This window comes from Microbacterium sp. STRO-2N, assembly GCF_057747775.1.
The window spans coordinates 1741717-1760488 of sequence record NZ_CM173223.1; the positions used below are offsets into that span (position 1 = coordinate 1741717).

Genomic DNA, 18772 nt, shown 5'->3' on the forward strand with positions numbered 1-18772 from the left:
GCATCCGTCCTTCCCTTGCGACGTCAGGCGCCGAAGTACTGGTTGCCGAGCGCCTTGCTCTTGAGCGCCTCGTACTCGCCCTGCGTGATCGAGCCGGCATCGAGCAGCGCCTTGGCCTGGGCGATGTCGTCGGCCGGGCTCGATGACGCCGCCGGACGGTAGTCGTCGGACTCCGAGATCATCGGGCCGCGCGCCGCCATCGCGCGCTCGGCCATGCCTCGGCCGCGGGCGATGATGTAGACGAGCGCCGTGAGGAACGGCACGAAGATCAGTGCGATGATCCACAGCGCTTTGAGCCAGCCGTTGAGGGCATGATCGCGGAACAGGTCCGTGATGATCATGATCACCACGTACAGATAGGCGATGAAGTAGAAGCTCCACAGCAGGAACCAGAAGAACTCACCGAAGAAGGACATCGGCGTCACCTTTCAGACGAGGACGGGCGGCTGGCACCACACTAGTGGTCCCAGCCGCCCGATCGACGGTTTCCGTCAGTCCCGTGTCTTGTAGATGGGCGCCTTGCCGTGCACGGCGTCGCCCACCTTGTGGATGCGGATGTCGTTCGTCGATCCGATGATGCCGGGAGGAGACCCCGAGATCACCACGACCTTGTCGCCGACCGCGGCGAGGTCGTTCGAGAGCAGGTAGTCGTCGACCTGGATGAACATGAGGTCGGTGTGGGCGACATGCTCGACGAGGCTCGACTGGACGCCCCACGTGACCGCCATGCGGCGGCGGATCGCCGGGTCGGGGGCGAAGCCGATCATCGGGATGCGGGGGCGCAGCCGCGACATGCGGCGGGCGGTGTCACCGGACTCCGTGAAGATGCAGAGGTACTTCGCCTCCACGAACTCCGCGACCTCCATGGCGGCGAGAGTGATCGCGCCGCCCTGCGTACGGGGCTTCGTGGTGAGCGGCAGGATGCGCTCGAGTCCGTGCTCCTCGGTCGAGCCGATGATGCGGGCCATGGTCTCGACGACGGTCACGGGGTACTTGCCCACGCTCGTCTCGCCCGAGAGCATCACGGCGTCCGCGCCGTCGAGCACGGCGTTGGCGACGTCGCTCGTCTCGGCGCGCGTGGGCACCGGGTTCTCGATCATCGACTCGAGCATCTGCGTCGCGACGATGACGGGCTTCGCCATGCGCCGGCAGAGCTCGACCGCGCGCTTCTGCACGATCGGGACGGCTTCGAGGGGAAGCTCGACGCCGAGGTCGCCGCGGGCCACCATGATGCCGTCGAACGCGTCGATGATTTCCTCGAGGTTGTCGACGGCCTGCGGCTTCTCGATCTTGGCGATCACGGGGACGTGGATGCCCTCCTCCGCCATGATGACGTGGACGCGCTGGACGTCCTTGGCGTCGCGCACGAACGACAGCGCGATGAGGTCGGCGCCCGCGCGCAGACCCCAGCGAAGGTCGGCCTCGTCCTTGTCGGACAGCGCGGGGACGTTCACCGCGACGCCGGGCAGGTTGATGCCCTTGTTGTTGGACACCGGGCCGCCGACGATGACCTCGGTGGTGACGACGGTGCCGTCGGTCTCGAGCACCTTGACGCGGACCTTGCCGTCGTCGATGAGGAGGAAGTCTCCGGGCTTGACGTCGTTCGGCAGCCCCTTGAAGGTGGTGCCGACGATCTCCTTCGTGCCGAGGATGTCTTCGGTGGTGATCTTGAAGATGTCGCCGACCGCGAGCTCGTGCGGTCCGTTCTCGAACTTGCCGAGGCGGATCTTCGGGCCCTGCAGGTCCACGAGGATGGCGACGGCGCGGCCCGCGTCGTCGGCGGCCTTGCGCACGTTGGCGAAGTTGTTGTCGTGGACCGAGTAGTCCCCGTGGCTCAGGTTGAAGCGGGCGACGTCCACGCCGGCGTCGATGATGGCGCGGACCATCTCATACGTCGATGTGGCGGGACCCAGGGTGGCGACGATCTTGGCGCGTCTCATCCGTGGTTTTCTCCGGGTGGGTTGAAGGTGGCGAATGCCTCGGCCAGCCTACGCGGGCTGCAGGCCGATGGCGACATCCGTGGGGCGGACCGGGTCGGGCAGCTGCGTCTCGCCCATGAGGAAGCGGTCAACGCTCGCAGCCGCCGCGCGGCCCTCGGCGATCGCCCACACGATGAGCGACTGTCCGCGACCGGCGTCCCCGGCGACGAAGACGCCCGGCGCGGTGGTCTGGTAGTCGTCCTCGCGGTGCACGTTGCCGCGCTCGGTGAACTGCGCGCCGAGCTGCTCCTCGAGGAACGCCTGCTCGGGGCCCGTGAATCCCATCGCGATCAGCACGAGGTCCGCGGGGATCTCGCGCTCGGTGCCGCTCTTGGGCACGCGGCGGCCGTCGACGAACTCGGTCTCTGCGACGCGGATCGCGCGCACCTCGCCGGCGCCGTTCCCGAGGAACTCGACCGTCGAGGCGAGGTAGGAGCGCTCACCCCCCTCCTCGTGCGCCGACTGCACCTCGAAGATCGTCGGCGACATCGGCCACGGCTGGTGCTCGGGCCGCTCGCCGGGAGGGCGCCGTCCGATCGCGAGGTTCGTGACGCTGAGGGCGCCGTGGCGGTGCGCGGTGCCGATGCAGTCGGCGCCGGTGTCGCCGCCGCCGATGACGACGACGTGCTTGCCCTCGGCGGTGATCTGGTTCGGCACCGCATCGCCGGCGACGGCCCGGTTGGACTCTACGAGGTACTCCATCGCGAAGTGCACACCGTCCAGGTCCCGCCCGGGGATGGGCAGGTCCCGCGGCACGGTCGAGCCGGTGGCGACGACGACCGCGTCGTAGCGCGCCCGGAGGTCGCTCCACGAGATGTCCTTGCCGATCTCGACGCCGGCGCGGAAGCGGGTGCCCTCGTCCTGCATCTGGCGAAGCCGTGACTCGAGGTGGCGCTTCTCCATCTTGAAGTCGGGGATGCCGTAGCGCAGCAGCCCGCCGATGCGGTCATCGCGCTCGAACACCGCCACGGTGTGGCCGGCGCGCGTGAGCTGCTGGGCTGCGGCGAGTCCGGCGGGGCCCGAGCCCACGACCGCGACGGTCTTGCCCGTCAGGCGCCCGGGCGGCTCGGCCTCGACCCAGCCGTGCGCGAACGCCTCGTCGATGATCGAGACTTCGACCTGCTTGATCGTGACGGCCGGCTGGTTGATGCCCAGCACGCACGCGCTCTCGCACGGGGCGGGGCACAGCCGCCCGGTGAACTCCGGGAAGTTGTTGGTCGCGTGCAGACGCTCGATCGCCGCGCGACCCTCGCCGCGCCAGGTGAGGTCGTTCCACTCGGGGATGAGGTTTCCCAGCGGGCACCCCTTGTGGCAGAACGGCACGCCGCAGTCCATGCAGCGGCCCGCCTGGCGGCGCAGGACGGCCGAGTCGCCGGGCTCGTAGACCTCTTTCCAGTCCATGATGCGCACCGGCACGGGCCGCCGCGGCGGCAGCTCGCGCTCGGTGACCTTGAGAAAGCCCTTCGGGTCAGCCACCTGTCACCTCCAAGATGCGGTTCCACACGACCGAGCCGTCGGGATCGAGCCCCTCGGCGACCGCCGCCTGGCGAGTCTGCAGCACTGCCGCGTAGTCGCGCGGCATCACACGGACGAAGTTCGCGGACTCCGCCTCGAAGTCCTCGAGGAGGGTCTGCGCGAGTGTCGACCCGGTCTCGGCGACGTGCTGCGCGAGCAGGTCCTTGAGGATCTCGGCGTCGCCCGAGCCGAGCTCGCCGAGCTCGAGTTCGCCGGAGGCCAGCGCCTCCCTGTTCACGAGCTTGCGATCGAGCCGGTACACGTAGGCGGTGCCGCCCGACATGCCGGCGCCGAGGTTGCGGCCGGTCGGCCCGAGGATCACGGCGAGACCGCCCGTCATGTACTCGAGCGCGTGGTCGCCGACGCCTTCGACGACCGCGGTCGCGCCGGAGTTGCGGACGAAGAACCGCTCCCCCACGACACCGCGGAGGAACATCGTCCCCTGCGTGGCGCCGTACCCGATGACGTTGCCGGCGATGACGTTCTCCGACGCGTCGAACGTGGCGTCCCGCGGTGGCCGGATGACGATCTGTCCACCCGACAGCCCCTTGCCGACGTAGTCGTTAGAGTCGCCCTCGAGGCGGAGCGTGATGCCGGCCGGCATGAAGGCGCCGAACGACTGACCTGCGGATCCGGTGAGGTTCACCACGATGCTGCCCGACGGCAGCCCGTTCTCGCCGCGCGCCTTCGTGACGTGGTGCCCGAGCAGGGTGCCGACGGCGCGTTCGGTGTTGCGGATCGGCAGGTCGATCGTGAGGTGCCCGCCGTGCGTGATGACGTCCTTCGCGCGCTCGATGAGCGCCACGTCGAAATGCTCCTCGAGCTCGTGGAGCTGTGCCGTCGTGTTGCGACGGGGCTCCTCCTCGGCGAACACCGGACCGTCGAGGACGGGCGCCAGGTCGAGCCCGTTCGCCTTCCAGTGCCGCACGGCGCCGTCGACGTCGAGCAGATCGCTGCGGCCGATCGCCTCGTCGAGCGTGCGGAAGCCGAGCTCGGCGAGGTACTCGCGGACCTCCTGTGCGATGAACTCCATGAAGTTGACGACGAACTCGGGCTTGCCCGTGAAGCGCTCGCGCAGCACCGGGTTCTGCGTGGCGACGCCGACCGGGCACGTGTCGAGGTGGCAGACCCGCATCATGATGCAGCCAGAGACGACGAGCGGCGCCGTCGCGAACCCGAACTCCTCGGCCCCCAGGAGGGCGCCGATGATGACGTCGCGGCCGGTCTTGAGCTGCCCGTCGACCTGCACGACCACGCGGTCGCGCATGCCGTTGAGCATGAGCGTCTGCTGGGTCTCGGCGAGGCCGAGCTCCCACGGCGTTCCGGCATGCTTGAGCGAGTTGAGCGGGCTCGCGCCGGTGCCGCCATCGTGTCCGGAGACGAGGATGACGTCGGCCAGGGCCTTCGCGGTGCCCGCGGCGACCGCACCGATGCCGGACTGGCTCACCAGTTTGACGTGCACGCGCGCGTCCGGGTTGGCGCGCTTGAGATCGAAGATCAGCTGCTTGAGGTCTTCGATCGAGTAGATATCGTGATGCGGCGGCGGCGAGATGAGACCCACGCCCGCCGTCGCGTGGCGCGTGCGCGCCACCCACGGATACACCTTCGTCGGCGGCAGCTGACCGCCTTCGCCCGGCTTCGCTCCCTGTGCGAGCTTGATCTGGATGTCGTCGGCCTCGGTGAGGTACAGGCTCGTCACGCCGAAGCGGCCCGATGCGACCTGCTTGATCGAGCTGCGACGCTCCGGGTCGAGAAGGCGATCGACATCCTCGCCGCCTTCGCCCGTGTTCGACTTGCCGCCGATCCGGTTCATCGCGATCGCCAGCGTCTCGTGTGCTTCCTTCGAGATCGAGCCGTAGCTCATCGCGCCCGTCGAGAATCGCTTGACGATCGACGAGACCGGCTCGACCTCGTCGATCGGCACCGGTGCGCGGCCCGCGGTCTTCAGGGCGAACAGGCCCCGCAGGGTCTTGAGCTCCTGCGCCTGGTCGTCGACGAGCTTGGTGTACTCGCGGAAGATGTCGTATCGGCGAGTGCGCGTCGAGTGCTGCAGGCGGAACACCGTGTCGGGGTTGAACAGATGGGGCGACCCGTCACGCCGCCACTGGTACTCGCCGCCCGTCCAGAGCCGCTCGTGGGCGCGGACCGCGGCATCCTCCGGGTACGCGTACGCGTGGCGGGCGGCATTCTCGGCCGCGATGACGTCGAGCCCGACGCCGCCCAGCTTCGACTCCGTCCCGGTGAAGTAGGCGTCGACGAGCTCCTGCGAGAGCCCGACCGCCTCGAACACCTGCGCGCCCGCGTACGACGACACGGTCGAGATGCCCATCTTGGACATGATCTTCAGCACGCCCTTGCCGAGCGCGTAGATGAGGTTCTTGACGGCCTTCTCGGGCGTGATGCCAGTGATGAAGCCGGCGCGAACGAGATACTCGACGGTCTCCATCGCCAGGTACGGGTTGACGGCGGATGCCCCGTACCCGATGAGCGTGGCCACGTGATGCACTTCACGCACGTCGCCGGCTTCGACCACCAGACCGCACTTCATGCGTGTCTGGTTGCGGATGAGGTGATGGTGGACCGCGGCGAGCATCAGGAGCGACGGGATGGGCGCGAGATCCTTGTTGGAGTCTCGGTCCGAGAGCACGATGAACTCCGCGCCGTCCTCGATCGCCTGATCGACCTCGTGGCACATCTGCTCGAGGCGCTTCTTCATGCCCTTGTGGCCGGCCTCCACGCGGTACAGGCCGCGGATCGTGACGGAGGTGCGGCCGGGAAGCGCCGTGTCGATGTGCTGGATCTTGGCCAGCTCGTCGTTGTCGATGACCGGGAAATCGAGGGTCACGACGCGCGTATGCTCGGGCCCCCACTCGAGGAGGTTGCGCTCGGGGCCGAGTCCGAGTCCGAGCGAGGTCACCACTTCTTCGCGGATCGAGTCGAGCGGCGGGTTCGTGACCTGGGCGAACTGCTGCGTGAAGTAGTCGAACAGCAGGCGCGGACGTTCGCTGAGGACGGCGACCGGCGTATCGGAGCCCATCGCACCGAGGGGCTCGGCTCCGGTCTGCCCCATCGGGGTGAGGAGGATCCGCACCTCCTCCTCGGTGTAGCCGAAAGTCCGCTGGCGACGGGTGATCGACGCGATCGGGTGGACGATGTGCTCGCGCTCGGGCAGCTCGGCCAGTCGCACGCGACCCGCGTCGAGCCACTCCTGCCACGGCGCGAGGTCGGCCAGCTGCGCCTTGATCTCGTCGTCCTCGACGATGCGCCGCTGCGCGGTGTCGACGAGGAACATGCGGCCGGGACGCAGTCGTCCCCTGCGCTTGATGCGCTCCGGCTCGAAGTCCAGCACGCCGGTCTCGCTGCCGATGACGATGAGGCCGTCGGTCGTCTCGGTCCAGCGGCCGGGCCGCAGCCCATTCCGGTCGAGCGTGGCGCCGACGAGGGTCCCGTCGGTGAAGATGAGGGCTGCCGGACCGTCCCAGGGCTCCATCTGCATGGAGTGGAACTCGTAGAACGCCCGCAGCTTGGGGTCGATGTCGGCCTGCTTCTCGTAGGCCTCCGGGACCATCATCATGATCGCGTGCGGAAGGCTGCGCCCCGTGAGCGTGAGCAGCTCGAGCACTTCGTCGAAGGACGCCGAGTCGCTCGCGCCGGGGGTGCAGATCGGAAGCAGCGGATCGATGTCGCCGAGAAGATCCGACTCGAGCTGCGACTGGCGCGCGCGCATCCAGTTGCGGTTGCCGTTGACGGTGTTGATCTCGCCGTTGTGCGCGAGCATGCGCAGGGGCTGCGCGAGCGGCCAGGACGGGAACGTGTTGGTCGAGTAGCGCGAGTGCACCACCGCGAGCTCGGACGCGAAGCGCTCGTCCTGCAGATCGGGGTAGAACGGCTCGAGCTGGAGCGTCGTCACCATGCCCTTGTAGCCGAGCGTGCGTGCCGACAGCGACACGAAGTAGGCGTCGAGCTCGGTGCGGGCGCGCTTGCGCAGGCGGAAGGTGCGCCGGTCGAGGGCGATGCCCGACAGTGCCGGCTCGTCGCCCACGGACGGGCGTGAGACGAAGAGCTGCTCGAACGCCGGCCGGGCCTCGAACGCGAGCTTGCCGAGGTGCTCCTCGGCGACGGGAACCTCCCGCCATCCGAGGACCGTGAGGTTCTCGGACGCCGCGATGCGCTCGATGCCGGCCTTCTGAGCCGCACGCGCCTCGTCGTCACGAGGCAGGAACACCATCCCCGCCGCATACTCCCCCACCGGAGGCAGGTCGAAGTCCACGACGGCGCGCAGGAATGCGTCCGGCATCTGCGTCAGGATGCCGGCGCCGTCGCCCGTGCCCGCGTCGGAGCCGATGGCTCCGCGGTGCTCGAGATTGCGCAGCGCGGTGAGCGCCAGGTCGATGATGTCGTGGCCTGCCTCGCCGCGCAGGGTCGCGACCATCGCCAGGCCGCACGCGTCCTTCTCGAACGCGGGGTTGTACATGCCCTGCTTCGCGGGCAGTCCTGCAAGACCGGACGCTGCCGGGGCGACCGCCTCCGCAGAGGCGACGTGACGGGGGCTCGAAGCCATACCTACCGTCCTCACGTTGATGCTCAAGTTGGGACGACGTCGGCCCTGATGCCGCTGTTCCGGGGGGAAGAGCGCTAGTTCGTGGCGGAAGTGCTTGTGGCGCTGGCCTCGTCGACTTCGGACGCCGGGGGTTCGCTGACGTCGACGAAGTCGTCGGTGTCCTGCGATTGTACAGCCCCTTCGGGCGTCCACTCGCGCCCGGGGACATACGGCGACGGCTCGAAGCCCGGGTGCCGGCGCCTCTGCACGAAGAAGATCACGAGGCCGATCACGACGCCGATGATCGCGGCCCACACGTTGGTGCGGATGCCGAGGATGATCTCGCTGGGATCGATGCGGATCGACTCCCACACGATGCGGCCCGCGCTGTACCAGACCAGGTACAGCCCGAACAGGCGTCCCCACTGCAGCCGGAAGCGACGGCCCGCCCACACCAGCACGATGACGCCGAGGACGTTCCAGATCACCTCGTACAGGAAGGTGGGGTGGAAGAGCGTCCCCTCGGGCAGCCCGATCGGCCACGCCGGGTTCGGGTAGTCGATCTCGAGGCCCCACGGCACATCGGTCGGCAGGCCGTACAGCTCCTGGTTGAACCAGTTGCCGAAGCGGCCGATCGCCTGGGCGAGCAGCAGGCCCGGTGCCAGCGCGTCCGCGAAGGTCCAGAACCGGATGCCGGTCCACCGGCATCCGAGCCATGCGCCGACCGCGCCGCCGATGAGGGCGCCGTAGATCGCGATGCCGCCCTCCCAGATGTACAGCGCGGTCAGGGGGTTCGCGCCCTCGCCGAAGTAGAAGTCCCAATGGGTCAGCACGTGGTAGATGCGCGCGCAGATGATCGCGAGCGGAACGGCGAGCAGGGCGATGTCGATGACGACCCACGGCTCGGCGCCACGCTTGGTGAGGCGGCGGTTCGTCCAGAGGACGGCGACGATGATGCCCGTGATGATGCAGAGCGCGTAGATGTGGATGCGCAGGGGGCCGATGTCGAAGTAGCTGATCGACGGGCTCGGGATGCTGGCGACGACGCTCGCGGCGGCGTTGATCATGGGAGAACCGTGTCCTTGGCTGTTGGGAGGCCGGATGGGCCGACCTGAGAAGTCTAGTTCGCGACCCGCGCGGTGCCCGCGGCGAGGGCCCTGGCGGTCTCGGCGAGCCCGTCGAGGCCGCCGTCGCGGAGTGCTCGCACCAGCGCCGTGCCGACGATCGCGCCGTCGGCGTAGTCGAGGACGCCGGAGACCTGCTCGGCGTTGGAGATGCCGATGCCGACGCACGCGTGATCGGCCCCTCGCGCGCGAAGCCTCGCGACCAGCGTGCGGGCTGCAGCATCCAGCTGCGCCCGCTCCCCGGTGATGCCCATGGTCGACACCGTGTACACGAAGCCGGTCGAGTTCTGCACGATGAGGTCGAGGCGCTCGTCGGTGGAGGTCGGCGCGGCGAGGAACACCCGGTCGAGGCCGGTCCGCTCGCTGGCGGCGATCCACTCGGATGCCGCCTCCGGCGTGATGTCGGGCGTGATGAGGCCCGCGCCGCCCGCGGCGAGCAGATCGTCGGCATAGCGGTCGACGCCGTACTGCAGCACGGGGTTCCAGTACGTCATGACGAGCACCGGCGTCTCGACGCGACGCGTGATCTCGCGGACGGCCGTGAACGTGTCGCGCATGCGGAATCCGCCGGCGAGTGCGGCCTGCGTGGCCTCCTGGATGACCGTGCCGTCCATGACCGGGTCGGAGTAGGGCGGACCCAGCTCAAGGACGTCCGCACCGCTCTCGGCGAGGACGACTGCGGCGTCGATGCTGGTCTGCAGGTCGGGGAAGCCGAGCGGAAGGTACCCCACGAACGCCCCGCGCCCGTCGGCGTGGGCGGCGTCGATCGCGGCGGCGACGCGGGACGTCATAGCTTGGTGCCCTCTCCCTTGGCCGCTTCGGCGGGAGCGGACGCGGCGACGACCGCGCCGCCGTCGTAGAGCCCGAAGTAGCGCGCGGCGGTGTCCATGTCCTTGTCGCCGCGGCCCGAGAGACAGACGGCGAGGATCGCGTCCGGACCCAGGTCGCGGCCGATGCGGAGCGCTCCCGCCAGTGCGTGGGCCGACTCGATCGCCGGGATGATCCCCTCGGTCTCGGACAGCAGCCGGAAGGCCTGCATCGCCTCGTCATCGGTCGCCGGGATGTACTCGGCCCGGCCGATCGATGCGAGCCACGAATGCTCGGGGCCGACGCCGGGATAGTCCAGGCCCGCGGAGATCGAGTGGGACTCGATCGTCTGGCCGTCCTCGTCCTGCAGCACGAAGGTCTTCGCTCCGTGCAGGACGCCGGGCCGGCCGCGCTCGATCGACGCCGCGTGGCGCTCGGTGTCGACGCCGTCGCCGGCCGCCTCGACGCCGTAGAGGGCGACGCCCTCGTCGTCGAGGAATGCGTCGAACATGCCGATCGCGTTCGAGCCGCCGCCGACGCAGGCGATGACGGCATCCGGCAGCCGCCCCGCCTCGTCGAGCAGCTGCGCGCGCGCCTCCTCGGAGATGACCTTCTGGAAGTCGCGCACCATCGCCGGGAACGGGTGCGGCCCGGCCGCGGTGCCGAAGATGTAGTTCGTCGTCTCGACGCTGGCCACCCAGTCCCGGTACGCGTCGTTGATGGCGTCCTTGAGCGTGCGCGAACCGGTCTTGACCGGTACGACCTCGGCGCCGAGCAGCCGCATGCGCGCGACGTTGAGGGCCTGTCGCTCGGTGTCGACCTCGCCCATGTAGATCGTGCAGTCGAAGCCGAACAGCGCTGCGGCGGTCGCGGTGGCCACCCCGTGCTGGCCGGCGCCGGTCTCGGCGATGACGCGGGTCTTGCCCAGGCGCTGGGTGAGCAGCGCCTGTCCGAGGACGTTGTTGATCTTGTGCGAGCCGGTGTGGTTGAGGTCCTCGCGCTTGAGGAACACCCGTGCTCCCCCGGCGTGCTCGGCGAAGCGCGGCACCTCGGTGATCGGCGACGGGCGGCCTGCGTACGAGTGGAGCAGCCGCACGAACTCGGCCTGGAACGCCGGATCGGCCTTCGCCGCCTCGTACTCGGCCGTGAGCTCGTCGATCGCCGCGATGAGCGACTCGGGCATGAACCGGCCGCCGAAGTCGCCGAAGAAGGGACCGGGTGCCTCGCGAAGACTCATGCTCCGGCCTCCAGGAAAGCGCGCAGGGTGGACACCGGATCGTTCGTCACGAGCGCCTCGCCGACGAGGACGACGTCGGCGCCTGCCGACCGGTAGTGGGCGACGTCTGCCGGCTCGAGCACCGCCGACTCGGCGATCTTGATCGCACCGGCCGGGATGCGATCGGCGAGACGCCCGAACAGGTCCCGGTCGAGCTCGAACGTCGACAGGTCGCGGGCGTTGATGCCGATGAGGCTCGCCCCGAGGTCGGCGGCGCGATCGACCTCCGCGGCCGAGTGCGCCTCGACGAGAGGGGTCATGCCCAGTTCGAGCGACAGCGCGTGCAGGCGCGCGAGCGCGTCCTGCTCGAGCGCCGCCACGATCAGCAGGATCAGATCCGCTCCGGCGGCGCGTGCCTCGAGCACCTGGTACTCGGTCGCGATGAAGTCCTTGCGCAGCACCGGAAGCCGCACGGCGTCCTTCACGGCCTCGAGGTCGGCGAGGCTGCCCTTGAAGCGCCGTCCCTCCGTGAGGACCGAGATCGCGGACGCCCCGCCCTCCTCATAGCGGCGGGCCTGGAGCGCGGGGTCGGGGATGGCGGCGAGATCACCGCGCGACGGGCTCGCACGCTTCACCTCCGCGATGATCTTCACGCGGTCGGCGGGGGCGAGAGCCGAGAGGACGTCGAGCGCCGGCGACTGCGCCGCGGCTGCGGCCTCGACATCCGCAAGGGGCTTCGCCGCGGCTCGCGCTTCGGCATCCTCAACCGCGCCGGCCGTGAGGTCGGCGAGCATCTCAGTGCTCTTTCGCGGCGTACTTCGAGCCGTTCGCGCCGTAGCCGGCCCGCGCGAGCGCCCAGCCGACGATCAGACCGACGACGAGGAGCGCCGCGGACGCCCAGACCAGGATGGGCATGTCGAGGAAGAAGAACAGCGTGCCGAGCGACACAGCCACGAGCATGATCACGACGGCCGTCCAGGCTGCGGGCGAGTGTCCGTGGCCGGGGTCGCCGATGTTGTTGCTCATGGTGTCTCCTCGTAGCCTCAGGTCTCGTAGGCGTAGAACGCGCGGGATGTCGCCAGTCTAGCGGTCAGGTGGTGGGGTCCTCGCCACGCGACAGGTCGTCCCAGTCGTCGATCGCGTCGTGCGGGCGCGACCCCGCAGCGGCGGCGGAGTGCGCGGTATCGCCGGTGCGGTACCGTCGACCGCTGCCTGCCCACGTGCGGGCTGTGGCGAGGGTGAACGCTCCCGTGACGACCAGCACCACCCACGCGACGAGGGCCACGATCGGCCACGCGCTCGGCGAGATGGATGCGACGAGGTCCGCCACCGACGACTCGCCGGCGATGCCGGTGGCCTCCGTCACGACGGACGCGACCGCGCCGACCGGGTGCTCGAACGCCACGCGCGCCGTCTGCCACGCGAGCACCGCACCGATCAGCACGGACAGCGCGCCGAACACGTATCGCAGCACGGGACCGACGATCGACAGCGCCGCGCCGAGCGCCATCACCGCCAGGCTCAGCGGCGTGAGCACCGGGACGGCCGATGCCCCCGGCACCTCGAGCACGCTGCCGGCGCCGTCGTCGAGGGTGACGGTGAGCCATATCTGGGTCGACGAGATGACCCCGATCGCGCCGCACGCGACCGTGACGACGACGGCGAGGAGCCGGGCGCGTCGCATCACTCCGGCCGCTCCGGGCCGGCGACGGCCTCGAGATCGTCGGCGTCGAAGCAGGTCCGCGTACCGGTGTGGCACGCGGGCCCGACCTGCTCCACCGTGACGAGGACGGCGTCGCCGTCGCAGTCGAGGCGGGCCCCCCGCACGAGCTGGATGTGTCCCGACGTGTCGCCCTTCCGCCAGTACTCCTGGCGCGAGCGCGACCAGAAGGTGACGCGCCCCTCGGTGAGGGTGCGGCGCAGCGCCTCGGCATCCATCCATCCGAGCATCAGCACCTCGCGCGTGTCCCACTGCTGGATGATCGCGGCGACGAGCCCGTCGTCGTTGAAGGCGACCCGGGCGATGCGCTCCTCCACCGTCTCGGTCATGCGGTCACGACCTCCCGCACGGCGATCCCCGCCGCAGTCAGCGCGGACTTGACGTCGCCGACTGTGAGCTGGCCGGTGTGGAAGACGGATGCCGCGAGCACCGCGTCGGCGCCTGCGGCGATCGCCGGGGCGAAGTCGGCCGCCGTGCCGGCCCCGCCCGACGCGATCACGGGCACGCTGGCCACCTCGCGCATGAGCGACACCAGCTCCAGATCGAAGCCCTGCTTCGTGCCGTCCGCATCGATCGAGTTGACCAGCAGCTCTCCCGCGCCACGGTCGATCGCCTCGCGCGCCCACTCCAGGGCGTCGAGGTCGGTCTCGGTGCGCCCGCCGTGCGTCGTGACGACGAAGCCGGAGTCGGTGCGCGGCGACCGCTTGACATCGAGCGAGAGGACGAGCACCTGCGCCCCGAAGCGGTCCGCGATCTCGTCGAGCAGCGGCGGCCGGGCGATCGCCGCGGAGTTGACGCCGATCTTGTCGGCGCCCACGGACAGCAGTCGGGCGACATCGTCGGCGGAGCGCACGCCGCCGCCCACCGTGAGCGGGATGAAGACCTCTTCGGCGGTGCGGCGCACGACGTCGTACGTCGTGGCGCGCTCGTCGACGGTGGCGGTGACGTCGAGGAACGTGATCTCGTCGGCCCCCTGGCGGAAGTACTCGCGGGCGAGCTCGACGGGATCGCCCATGTCGCGCAGGTTCTCGAAGTTCACGCCCTTCACGACGCGGCCGGCGGCGACGTCGAGGCACGGGATCACGCGGCACACGAGACTCATGGCATGACCTCGCACATCAGAGCCTCGCGTTGTGGATCGCGGTCACGAGGATCGCCCGCGCACCGATCGCGTACAGCGCGTCCATGACCTGGTTGACGCCCTTGCGCGGCACCATGACCCGTACGGCCACCCACTCCGGGTCGCGCAGCGGCGAGATCGTCGGCGACTCGATGCCCGGGGCGATCTTGACGGCGTCGTCCACGAGGGTCGCCGGCAGGTCGTAGTCGACCATCACATAGCGGCGGGCCACCATGACCCCCCGCAGCCGGCGCAGCAGCGTGGCGGTCCCGTCGGCCTCGGTCGGGGACGTGATCAGCACGGCCTCGGACTGGAGCAGCACCGGGCCGAAGATCTCGAGCCCTGCCTGGCGCAGCGTGGTGCCGGTCGAGACGACGTCGGCGACGGCATCCGCCACTCCCAGCCGCACCGCCGACTCGACCGCGCCGTCGAGCGGCACCAGGTCGACGGCGACACCGTGCTCGTCGAGGAACGCGTCGACGAGACCGGGGTACGCGGTCGCGACGCGCGCGCCCTCGAGGTCCTGGACCGTGTCGAATCGTCCCGGCGGGCCGGCGAAGCGGAACGTCGAGTCGCCGAAGCCGAGCGCCTCGATCTCGCGGGCGCCGGGCATGCGGGCGTCGAGCAGCAGGTCGCGACCGGTGATGCCGACGTCGAGCGCGCCCGAGCCGACGTATGTGGCGATGTCCTTCGGGCGAAGGTAGAAGAACTCGACCTCGTTCTGGGGGTCGATGACGTGCAGGTCCTTGGGGTCGCGGCGGCCGATGTATCCCGCCTCGTGGAGCATCTCGGAGGCGGTCTCGGCGAGCGAGCCCTTGTTCGGCACGGCGATTCGCAGCATGGCAGCGGGCTTTCGGGTTCGAGGACGGACGGGCGACGCGGGCTCAGAGATGTCGGTAGACGTCTTCGAGGCTCAGCCCCTTCGCGAGCATGAGCACCTGCAGGTGGTACAGCAGCTGCGAGATCTCTTCGGCTGCGGCATCCGTCGATTCGTACTCGGCGGCCATCCACACCTCTGCGGCCTCTTCGACGATCTTCTTGCCGATCGCGTGCACGCCCGCGTCCAGCTGTGCGACGGTGCCCGATCCCTCGGGGCGCTCGGCCGCTTTCGCGGCGAGCTCGGCGAACAGCGTGTCGAACGTCTTCACCATGCCAGGGTAGCGTCCGCGAGAGGCCGGACGGACCCGCGTGACATCAGTGGACGAGGATGCTGAGCCCGACCACCAGCAGTCCGAGTGCCGTCGTGGAGACCGCGCCCAGGATGCGCCAGCCCAGTGGGCTGCCGTTGCGCGCGGCGTTCGCGTACCCGATGATCGCGAGGAGCACGACGCCGCTGCCGAGGGCCAGGAAGTAGGCGGTGTACTCCTCGACGACGCCGACCGCTCCCAGCAGGAGCAGCACGGCAGGCACGAGCATCGCCACGACCATTCCTGATGAGTGGCGCACGCCGTCGACGATCGCGGTGCCGAGCGGCTTCGCGGGCCGGGAGGCACGGCTCGCGACGACTGCGGCGTAGATGTGGGCGAGCCAGAACACCACGACGGTCCCCACCACGAACAGCAGCACATCGAGGTCGGTCTCGTCCTGCCAGCCGACCGCGATGAGCGCGGTGACCAGCACGAGGCCGTACACGGCGTGCTCGCCGCTGTAGGCGTCGAGGACGCGCCGGACGCCTCGGCGCGGGGCTGCCGGCTCGTCGCTCATGGCCGATGCTGCTGTGCGGCCGCTCGCAGCCCCGCGATCGCGTTCGCGGGGTCGTCGGCGCCGAACACCGCGGATCCGGCGACGAAGGTGTCGGCGCCGGCCTCGGCCGCCTGTGCGATGGTGCTCTCGCCGATGCCGCCGTCGACCTGCAGCCAGACCGACGAGCCGCGGCGCCGGGCCTCGTCGGCGAGCCGGCGGAGCTTGGGCATGGTCTCGGGCATGAACGATTGGCCGCCGAACCCCGGTTCGACCGTCATCACGAGGATCTGGTCGAAGTCGTCGAGCAGGTCGAAGAGCCCGTCGACGGGGGTCGCGGGCTTGACGGCGACCCCGGCTCGCGCGCCGATGTCGCGCAGTCGGCGCGCCAGCGCGACCGGCTCCTTCGCCGCCTCGAGGTGGAAGGTCACAGACGCCGCCCCGAGCTCCGCGTAGCCGGGTGCCCAGCGGTCGGGGTTCGTGATCATGAGGTGCACGTCCAGCGGCACCGGACTCGTCGCCTGGACGCGCTCGACCATTTGGAGACCGAACGTCAGGTTCGGCACGAAGTGGTTGTCCATCACGTCGACGTGCACGAAGTCCGCGGTCGCGATGCGTGCGAGCTCCGCCTGCATGTTCACGAAGTCGGCGGCGAGGATGCTGGGATTGATGCGGATGCCGGTGCGGCGGTCGTACTCGTCGATCGGGGGCACGCGTCCATTATGGTCGAGCCCGGCCGCTCCCCCGTCCGGGGCGTTCGCGTCAGACTCGCCGCAGCAGTGACACCGACATGGCGTCGGTGTTGTGGCGATGCGGCCACAGCTGTGCCCGCCCGCTGCCGTCGGCCTGCGGCGGGAGGCCGGGATCGGCATCCGCGAGCGACGCGATGACGTCGCGGGCCGACAGCTCCTCCAGGGCGCTCCCCCAGGCCCGCCGTACGTCCGCGACGACGCCGGCCGTCTCGGCGAGATGCGGCGAGCAGGTGACGTACGCGACGACGCCGCCGGGCTTGAGCGCCGAGACCGCCGCGTCGAGGAGATCGCGCTGCAGTTCGGTGAGCGCCGGGACATCGCTGGGTGCCTTGCGCCACCGCGCCTCGGGACGCCTGCGCAGAGCGCCGAGACCGGTGCACGGGGCGTCGACCAGGATGCGGTCGTACGTTCGCGGCGCGTTCGCGGCGAGTGAGCGGCCGTCCTCCTCCGAGACCGGGACCTCGAGCGGCACGCCCGCGAGGGCCTGCCGCACGAGCCCTGCGCGCGCCGGAGAGATCTCGTTCGCCTCGAGCGCCGCGCCGTGCGCGAGCGCTTCGGCGGCGAGCACGGCGGTCTTGCCGCCCGGGCCGGCGCACAGATCGAGCCACCGCTCCCCCGCCGCGACGGGGAACGCCCGCGTCAGCGCGAGCGCCGCGAGCTGCGACCCCTCGTCCTGGACGCGGACGCGCCCGCCGGAACCTCGCACGACCGACTCCGGGTCGCCGCCGCCGAGACGGAATCCGATCGGCGAGAACGGCGTGCGCCGCGCGTCTTCCGGTGCGTCGGCGAGGCCCGGCAGTGCGGCCATCGTCACGCGTGGCGACGCGTTGTCGGCGGTGAGGAGGGCCTCGAGCTCGTCGGCGCGGCCCTCGGCCGCGAGCGCCCGGCGGAACGCCCGCACGACCCACACCGGGTGCGAGAAGAGCAGTCCGAGCTGCTCGTCGTCGGAGCGTGCGCTCTCGGCGACGCGTGTCATCCAGTCGCCGGGGGTGTCTCGCGACACGCGCCGGAGCACGGCGTTCGTGAAGCCTGCAGCGCCGCGCCCGGCGGCCGCGCGAGCCAGCTCGACCGACTCGTTCACCGCGGCATGCGAGGCGACGCGCGTCGAGAGCAGCTGGTGCACGCCGAGGCGCAGCGCGTCGAGTACGGCGGGGTCGATCTCGTGCGTCGGGCGGTCCGCCGCCAGCTCGATGACGGCGTCGTAGGTGCCCTGGCGTCGCAGCGTCCCGTATGTGAGCTCGGTCGCGAGTCCCGCGTCGGCGGTGCTGAGGTCGGCACGGGCGATCGCGGTCGGCAGCAGCAGATTCGCGTACGCGTCCGACTCGTTGACCGCGCGGATGGTCTCGAAGGCGACGCGGCGCGCGGCGACGGCGCTCATGAGCCGACCACCGGCGTCGCGTCGCGCAGCCCTCGCCACCAGTCCGCAGCGCGCATCGCGCCCTTGCCCGCGGGCTGCACCGTATCGATCACGACCGGCGCGGTCGCTGTGCCGGCCAGCACGTCGCGACCGTGCAGCGCCAGGGCACCGGGCGCGAGGGCGGGGGCGCCGCCGGGCGCACGGCGTGCGGCGAGGATCTTCAGGCGGGCGCCGTCGAGCGTGGTGTGGGCTCCTGGCTCCGGAGTGACGCCGCGGATGCGGCCGAGCACCGACTCCGCGGGCTCCCCCCACCGCACGCGCCCGTCCTCGTCGCCGAGCTTCGACGCGTAGGTCGGCTCGCCCTCCTGCGGGTGCGCGGACGCGGACCCCGATGCGATCGCGTCCACCACCTCGGCGAGTAGCTCCGCGCCGTCGTGTGCGAGCAGGGCGAGGAGATCGCCCGCCGTCGCGTCGGCGGGGATGTCGACGGCCAGCTCCGCGAACACGTCACCGGCGTCGAGCTCGGGGACGAGCTGGAACACGCTGGCCCCCGTACGGACGTCGCCGGCGATGAGCGCGTGCTGGACGGGCGCCGCTCCGCGCCAGCGCGGGAGCAGGGAGAAATGCAGGTTGATCCACCCATGAGCGGGCGTCGCGAGCAGCGGCTCGCGCACCAGCCCGCCGTACGCCACGATGACTCCGAGGTCCGGCTCCGCCTCAGCGATCTGCTCCGTCACAGCGGCATCCAGGCGGTCCGCGCGGATGACGGGGAGCCCGAGGTCCTCCGCCGCCGAAGCGACGGATGACGGGGTCAGCACCCGCTTGCGCCCGAGAGGGGCGTCGCGTCGTGTGACGACGGCGACGATGTCGTGATCGGATGCCGCGAGCCGCTGCAGCGACGGCACCGCCGCCGCCGGCGTGCCGGCGAAGACCAGGCGCATGGGGTTCCTCAGCGTTCGATC

18 protein-coding genes are annotated in these 18772 nt (G+C 70.5%); all 18 read right to left on the reverse strand.

From position 1 onward, the window contains the following. Window positions 1–23: 23 nt before the first annotated feature. The 18 genes from AC3ANN_RS08120 to fmt all read right to left on the reverse strand — a co-directional run bounded on the left by AC3ANN_RS08120 (window position 24) and on the right by fmt (window position 18751). Window positions 24–416 (reverse strand): SHOCT domain-containing protein, encoded by a 393-nt coding sequence (locus AC3ANN_RS08120; protein ID WP_488340473.1) that lies wholly within the window; start codon window positions 414–416, stop codon window positions 24–26. Window positions 417–491: 75 nt separating this feature from the next. Continuing rightward, window positions 492–1940 carry a pyruvate kinase gene (gene pyk / locus AC3ANN_RS08125; protein ID WP_488340474.1) on the reverse strand — a complete coding sequence of 483 codons (1449 nt, stop codon included), beginning with the start codon at window positions 1938–1940 and terminating at the stop codon, window positions 492–494. A 48-nt stretch (window positions 1941–1988) separates the two neighbouring features. Beyond that, entirely contained in the window at window positions 1989–3455 is a 1467-nt protein-coding gene (locus AC3ANN_RS08130; RefSeq protein WP_488340475.1) for a glutamate synthase subunit beta, read from the reverse strand. Next, entirely contained in the window at window positions 3448–8055 is a 4608-nt protein-coding gene (gene gltB / locus AC3ANN_RS08135) for a glutamate synthase large subunit (protein ID WP_488340476.1), read from the reverse strand. Before gltB ends, AC3ANN_RS08130 begins: the two co-directional genes overlap by 8 nt. Before the next feature lie 74 nt (window positions 8056–8129). After that, the gene (lgt, locus tag AC3ANN_RS08140) at window positions 8130–9101 is read right to left on the reverse strand and encodes a prolipoprotein diacylglyceryl transferase (protein ID WP_488340477.1); all 972 of its coding nucleotides are present in this window, start codon (window positions 9099–9101) and stop codon (window positions 8130–8132) included. Window positions 9102–9154: 53 nt separating this feature from the next. Next, window positions 9155–9949 carry a tryptophan synthase subunit alpha gene (gene trpA / locus AC3ANN_RS08145; RefSeq protein ID WP_488340478.1) on the reverse strand — a complete coding sequence of 265 codons (795 nt, stop codon included), beginning with the start codon at window positions 9947–9949 and terminating at the stop codon, window positions 9155–9157. Beyond that, on the reverse strand, window positions 9946–11202 hold the full coding sequence (trpB, locus tag AC3ANN_RS08150; RefSeq protein WP_488340479.1) for a tryptophan synthase subunit beta: 1257 nt from the start codon (window positions 11200–11202) through the stop codon (window positions 9946–9948). The genes trpA and trpB overlap by 4 nt, the downstream gene beginning before the upstream one ends. After that, on the reverse strand, window positions 11199–11975 hold the full coding sequence (trpC, locus tag AC3ANN_RS08155; protein WP_488340480.1) for an indole-3-glycerol phosphate synthase TrpC: 777 nt from the start codon (window positions 11973–11975) through the stop codon (window positions 11199–11201). Before trpC ends, trpB begins: the two co-directional genes overlap by 4 nt. Before the next feature lies 1 nt (window position 11976). After that, on the reverse strand, window positions 11977–12207 hold the full coding sequence (locus tag AC3ANN_RS08160; RefSeq protein ID WP_488340481.1) for a DUF6704 family protein: 231 nt from the start codon (window positions 12205–12207) through the stop codon (window positions 11977–11979). Window positions 12208–12271: 64 nt separating this feature from the next. Then, window positions 12272–12865 carry a Trp biosynthesis-associated membrane protein gene (locus AC3ANN_RS08165; RefSeq protein ID WP_488340803.1) on the reverse strand — a complete coding sequence of 198 codons (594 nt, stop codon included), beginning with the start codon at window positions 12863–12865 and terminating at the stop codon, window positions 12272–12274. Next, window positions 12865–13230 (reverse strand): phosphoribosyl-AMP cyclohydrolase, encoded by a 366-nt coding sequence (gene hisI, locus AC3ANN_RS08170; protein WP_488340482.1) that lies wholly within the window; start codon window positions 13228–13230, stop codon window positions 12865–12867. Before hisI ends, AC3ANN_RS08165 begins: the two co-directional genes overlap by 1 nt. Then, window positions 13227–14003 carry an imidazole glycerol phosphate synthase subunit HisF gene (gene hisF / locus AC3ANN_RS08175; RefSeq protein WP_488340483.1) on the reverse strand — a complete coding sequence of 259 codons (777 nt, stop codon included), beginning with the start codon at window positions 14001–14003 and terminating at the stop codon, window positions 13227–13229. Before hisF ends, hisI begins: the two co-directional genes overlap by 4 nt. A gap of 16 nt (window positions 14004–14019) precedes the next feature. Next, window positions 14020–14862 (reverse strand): ATP phosphoribosyltransferase, encoded by an 843-nt coding sequence (gene hisG, locus AC3ANN_RS08180; protein WP_488340484.1) that lies wholly within the window; start codon window positions 14860–14862, stop codon window positions 14020–14022. 43 nt (window positions 14863–14905) lie between these two features. Then, complete coding sequence (locus AC3ANN_RS08185) at window positions 14906–15169, reverse strand: phosphoribosyl-ATP diphosphatase (RefSeq protein WP_127819928.1); 264 nt, start codon at window positions 15167–15169, stop codon at window positions 14906–14908. Between the two features lie 46 nt (window positions 15170–15215). Next, window positions 15216–15725: a hypothetical protein gene (locus tag AC3ANN_RS08190; RefSeq protein WP_488340485.1), complete on the reverse strand. Its 510-nt coding sequence runs from the start codon at window positions 15723–15725 to the stop codon at window positions 15216–15218. Continuing rightward, window positions 15722–16414 (reverse strand): ribulose-phosphate 3-epimerase, encoded by a 693-nt coding sequence (gene rpe / locus AC3ANN_RS08195; RefSeq protein ID WP_488340486.1) that lies wholly within the window; start codon window positions 16412–16414, stop codon window positions 15722–15724. The genes AC3ANN_RS08190 and rpe overlap by 4 nt, the downstream gene beginning before the upstream one ends. 49 nt (window positions 16415–16463) lie before the next feature. Continuing rightward, a complete protein-coding gene (locus AC3ANN_RS08200) occupies window positions 16464–17831 on the reverse strand; it encodes an RsmB/NOP family class I SAM-dependent RNA methyltransferase (protein WP_488340487.1) in 1368 nt (455 codons plus the stop codon). Beyond that, complete coding sequence (gene fmt / locus AC3ANN_RS08205; protein ID WP_488340488.1) at window positions 17828–18751, reverse strand: methionyl-tRNA formyltransferase; 924 nt, start codon at window positions 18749–18751, stop codon at window positions 17828–17830. Before fmt ends, AC3ANN_RS08200 begins: the two co-directional genes overlap by 4 nt. Window positions 18752–18772 lie beyond the last annotated feature (21 nt).